This is a genomic window from uncultured Amnibacterium sp., assembly GCF_964244015.1.
In the GTDB taxonomy this organism is placed as follows: domain Bacteria; phylum Actinomycetota; class Actinomycetes; order Actinomycetales; family Microbacteriaceae; genus Amnibacterium.
In genome coordinates, this window is the sequence record NZ_CAXTHO010000182.1 from 1 (window position 1) to 4102 (window position 4102).

Sequence of the window (4102 nt, forward strand, 5' to 3'; positions counted from 1 at the left end):
CCCCGACTACGGTCGACCCCGTGACGGAACTCGCCGACCGCCTCCACGCCGTCCAGGCGGCCGTTGCGCAGGCGGCCAGGGCCGCGCACCGCGATCCGGCCGAGATCACGACGGTCGTGGTGACGAAGTTCCAGCCGATGGCGCTGATCGAGGAGCTGTTCGCGCTCGGCGTGCGGGACTTCGGGGAGAGCCGGCATCCGGAGGCGCGGGACAAGGCCGCGGCGCTCCCGGAGGCGACCTGGCACTTCGTCGGGCAGCTACAGACCAACAAGGCGCGGCAGGTCGCGAGGTACGCCGACGTGATCCACTCCGTCGACCGGCCCGAGCTCGTCGACGCGCTCGCCGGGCAGGACGTCGACGTGCTGCTGCAGGTCGATCTCGGCGTCGGCGGCGGGGGCCCCAGTCGTGGGGGTGCGAAGCCGGGCTCGATCCCCGAGCTGGCCGGTCGGGTGGTCGGCGCCGAGGGGCTCCGGCTGCGGGGCGTGATGACCGTCGCGCCCCTCGGGATCCCCGTCGTTCCGGCCTTCGCGGCCCTCGCGATGGTCGCCGAGCGGGTCCGCGCACTCGACCGGGAGGCCTCCTGGATCTCCGCGGGGATGTCCGGCGACTACGTCGAGGCGATCGCCGCGGGGGCGACACACCTCCGGATCGGCACGGCCGTCACTGGACCCAGAAACACAGCGCTGTAACATCCATCTCGGGCGGCACCGCGGGGGGTGTGTGCGCAGCCCGTGGAGGACTTCATGTCGAACCCCATCCGGAAGTCGATGGTGTGGCTCGGCCTCGCGGACGACCAGTACGAGTACGCGGAGCCGGTCGAACCGACGTCGCCGCACGTGCAGCCGGTCATCACGCGCGCGCAGGTGACGCCGCTGCCGCGACGCATCGGGGCCGCTCGGACGCAGGTCCCCGAGATGAACGAGATCCTGACGGTGCATCCGCGGCAGTACCGCGATGCGCAGCAGATCGCGGAGCACTTCCGCGACGGCACGCCCGTGATCATCAACCTCACCCAGATGACCGAGGCGGAGGCGCGTCGACTCGTCGACTTCGCCTCCGGTCTCTCGACCGGGCTGCGGGGCAGGATCGAGCGCGTGACGAGCAAGGTGTTCCTGCTCTCACCCGAGCACATCACGATCTCCGGCGAGGAGTCCGGCGCGACGTCCGACCTCGACGCGACGTTCACCGGCTGAGCCGTCCTGGCAGGGTGGGCACGTGGGCGTGCCCGCCTCCGGGATACTGAAGCCTGTGCAGGACAGCGGACGATGAGCCCGATCGGCCTGATCGGCGCCGTCGCCTACGTCGCCCTGCTCGTCTACTTCTTCGCGCTGTGGGCCAGGTTCGTCCTCGACCTCGTGCAGGCGTTCAGCGCCAGCTGGCGGCCGCGCGGCGCGGTGCTGGTGCTGGCGGAGGTCGCCTACACCGCCACCGATCCGCCCATCAAGGCGGTGCGCCGCATGCTGCCGCCGCTCCGCATCGGCCAGTTCGCGCTCGACTTCGGGTTCACCATCGTGATGTTCGGCGTGATCATCCTGATGTACGTCGCGCTCGCCCTCCAGGGCGTCTGACCGGTCGGCGCTCAGGGTCCCTGGACGCGCGGAGCACGCCGCGGCGCGACACGCGGAGAGGGCCGCGGCCCCCGCAAACGGGGCCGCGAGGGCTGGCGCGCGCTAGTCTGAGCCGCACCGCAATCCAGCAGCCACGCAGAGAACCATGAAGGTGGGACCATGGCCCTCACGCCTGAAGACGTCGTCAACAAGCGATTCCAGCCGACGAAGTTCCGCGAGGGATACGACCAGGACGAGGTCGACGACTTCCTCGACGAGGTCGTCGTGGAGCTCCGCCGGCTCGGCCAGGAGAACGAGGACCTGCGCCAGCGACTGATCGCCAGCGAGTCCCGGATCGCGGAGCTGCAGCGCTCCTCCGTTCCGGTCACCGGCGAGCAGGCCGCACAGATCCCGGCTCAGAAGCTCAGCTACCCGACCGCGCAGACCGACGTCGGCGCGGTCGATCCGTCGAACACGAACAACCTGCTCCAGCTCGCGCGGCGCCTCCACGAGGAGCACGTGCGCGAGGGCGTCGAGAAGCGCGATGCGCTGATCGCCGAGGGCCACGCGACGGCCGCCCGCGTCGTCGCCGACGCGGAGTCGAAGCAGCGGTCGCAGCTGAACTCCCTCGACCAGGAGCGCGCGCTGCTCGAGCACCGCATCGACGAGCTGCGCGCGTTCGAGCGCGAGTACCGGCAGAAGCTGAAGGGCCACATCGAGGGTCTGCTCCGCGAGCTGGACGCCTCGAACGTGGTCACCGGCTCCTACGGCGGCGTCGGGGTCCCGGCGCCGTCGGGCTTCCCGGGCTTCGGTGCCAACTGAGCCGAACGGACCTGACGGGGCGTCGCCGGACACGGCGGCGCCCCGTTCCGCGTCCGCACCCGCCCGCCCGGTCGTCCTGATCCTGCTGGTCGCGATCGCCGTGATCGTGGCGGTCACCGACCAGCTCGTGAAGGCATGGGCGGTGGCGAGCCTGCCGGAGGGGGTGCCCCAGCAGGTCGTCGGGAACCTGCTGATCTTCCGTCGCGTCTCGAACCCCGGGGCTGCCTTCTCGTTCGCGACGTCGGCGACGTGGATCTTCTCGCTCATCGCCGTCGCGGTGGTCGTGTTCCTGATCTGGTTCGCCCGCCGCATCCGCTCGGTCGCCTGGGGCGTGCTGTTCGGCCTGCTGCTCGGCGGGACCCTCGGCAACCTCACCGACCGGTTGACGCGCCCGCCCGGGTTCGGCGTCGGCCACGTCGTCGACTTCATCCTGGTGCCCTGGCTGCTGCCGGCGATCTTCAACATCGCCGACAGCGCGATCGTCACCTCCATGTGCCTGTTCGTGCTGCTGACGCTGCTGGGTCGGGGCATCGACGGCAGCAGGCGCCCCGCGCGCGTGAAGGCCTGACCGTGCCCGAACGACTGCTGCCCGTCCCCGACGGACTCGTGGGGGAGCGGGTCGACGCGGGGCTCGCGAAGCTCCTCGGGCTCTCGAGGACCAGGGCCGCGGCGATCGCCGACGAGGGCGGGGTGGAGGTGGACCACCGCACCGTCGGTCGGTCCGACCGGCTGCCCGCGGGTGCGCTGCTCGGGGTCCGCTGGACGGAGGCCGCCGCGGTCGCGATCGAGCCGATCGTGGTGCCGGGCATGGACGTCGTCCACGAGGACGACGACCTGATCGTCGTGGACAAGCCCGCGGGCGTCGCCGCGCATCCGTCACCCGGCTGGACCGGCCCGACCGTGGTCGGCGGGCTCGCGGCGGCGGGGGTGCGGGTCAGCACCTCCGGTGCCGCCGAGCGCGCAGGGGTCGTGCACCGGCTCGACGCCGGTACCAGCGGGCTGATGGTCGTCGCGAAGAGCGAGTCGGCGTACACCGCCCTGAAACGCGCGTTCAAGGAGCGCACGGTCGACAAGGTCTACCTCGCGCTCGCGCAGGGGCATCCCGACCCGACCTCCGGCACCATCGACGCGCCGCTCGGCCGGCACCCGAAGGCGGAGTACCGGTTCGCGGTCGTGGCCGACGGGCGTCCCTCCGTCACGCACTACGACACCCTCGAGGCGTTCCGTGCGGCGACGCTGCTCGAGGTGCACCTCGAGACCGGGCGCACCCACCAGATCCGGGTGCATTTCGCCTACCTCCGCCACCCGCTGGTCGGCGACACCATGTACGGCGCGGACCCCGTGCTCGGGCAGCGCCTGGGCCTCGACCGGCAGTGGCTGCACGCGGCGCGCCTCGGCTTCGACCACCCGGCCACAGGGGAGCAGGTGCAGTTCGAGAGCCCGCTGCCCCCCGACCTCCAGCACGCCCTCGACCTCCTCGCCGACGAGAGCGCTTGAGCAGGACCGAGGAGCATCGGCAGGACCCGGACGCGGATCCTGTCCTGCTGTCGGTGCTGAGTCCTGCCGTCGTGCTCGCCTCCGGATCGGCGCGAAACGCGGCGGGACCAGGTGGCTCAGACACTGTCCGAGGCACGCACTAGCGTCCTGACCGATGGGCGCCTCAGACAGCTTCGTTCACCTCCACGTGCACTCCGAGTACTCGATGCTCGACGGTGCCGCGCGCCTCGGCGACA

The 4102-nt window shown here is 71.6% G+C and carries 6 protein-coding genes; all 6 read left to right on the plus strand.

What is annotated here, in order from left to right; genetic code table 11:
- Positions 1–20: 20 nt before the first annotated feature.
- Entirely contained in the window at positions 21–689 is a 669-nt protein-coding gene (locus ACFE67_RS14365; protein WP_375407556.1) for a YggS family pyridoxal phosphate-dependent enzyme, read from the plus strand.
- A gap of 54 nt (positions 690–743) precedes the next feature.
- Positions 744–1193, plus strand: coding sequence for a cell division protein SepF (locus ACFE67_RS14370; RefSeq protein WP_375407557.1), 450 nt, complete (start codon positions 744–746; stop codon positions 1191–1193).
- Positions 1194–1265: 72 nt separating this feature from the next.
- Entirely contained in the window at positions 1266–1568 is a 303-nt protein-coding gene (locus ACFE67_RS14375) for a YggT family protein (protein WP_375407558.1), read from the plus strand.
- A gap of 159 nt (positions 1569–1727) precedes the next feature.
- Positions 1728–2369, plus strand: coding sequence for a DivIVA domain-containing protein (locus ACFE67_RS14380; protein ID WP_375407559.1), 642 nt, complete (start codon positions 1728–1730; stop codon positions 2367–2369).
- Entirely contained in the window at positions 2359–2937 is a 579-nt protein-coding gene (gene lspA, locus ACFE67_RS14385; RefSeq protein ID WP_375407560.1) for a signal peptidase II, read from the plus strand. The genes ACFE67_RS14380 and lspA overlap by 11 nt, the downstream gene beginning before the upstream one ends.
- Positions 2938–2939: 2 nt before the next feature.
- Positions 2940–3866, plus strand: a complete 927-nt coding sequence (locus ACFE67_RS14390; protein WP_375407561.1) for an RluA family pseudouridine synthase — start codon at positions 2940–2942, stop codon at positions 3864–3866.
- The last annotated feature ends 236 nt before the right edge of the window (positions 3867–4102 follow it).

Bases quoted from the DNA above. Each gene is read 5' to 3' on its own strand.
- ACFE67_RS14370 (WP_375407557.1), top strand. From the start codon at position 744: ATGTCGAACCCCATCCGGAAGTCGATGGTGTGGCTCGGCCTCGCGGAC.
- ACFE67_RS14380 (WP_375407559.1), top strand. From the start codon at position 1,728: ATGGCCCTCACGCCTGAAGACGTCGTCAACAAGCGATTCCAGCCGACG.
- ACFE67_RS14375 (WP_375407558.1), top strand. From the start codon at position 1,266: ATGAGCCCGATCGGCCTGATCGGCGCCGTCGCCTACGTCGCCCTGCTC.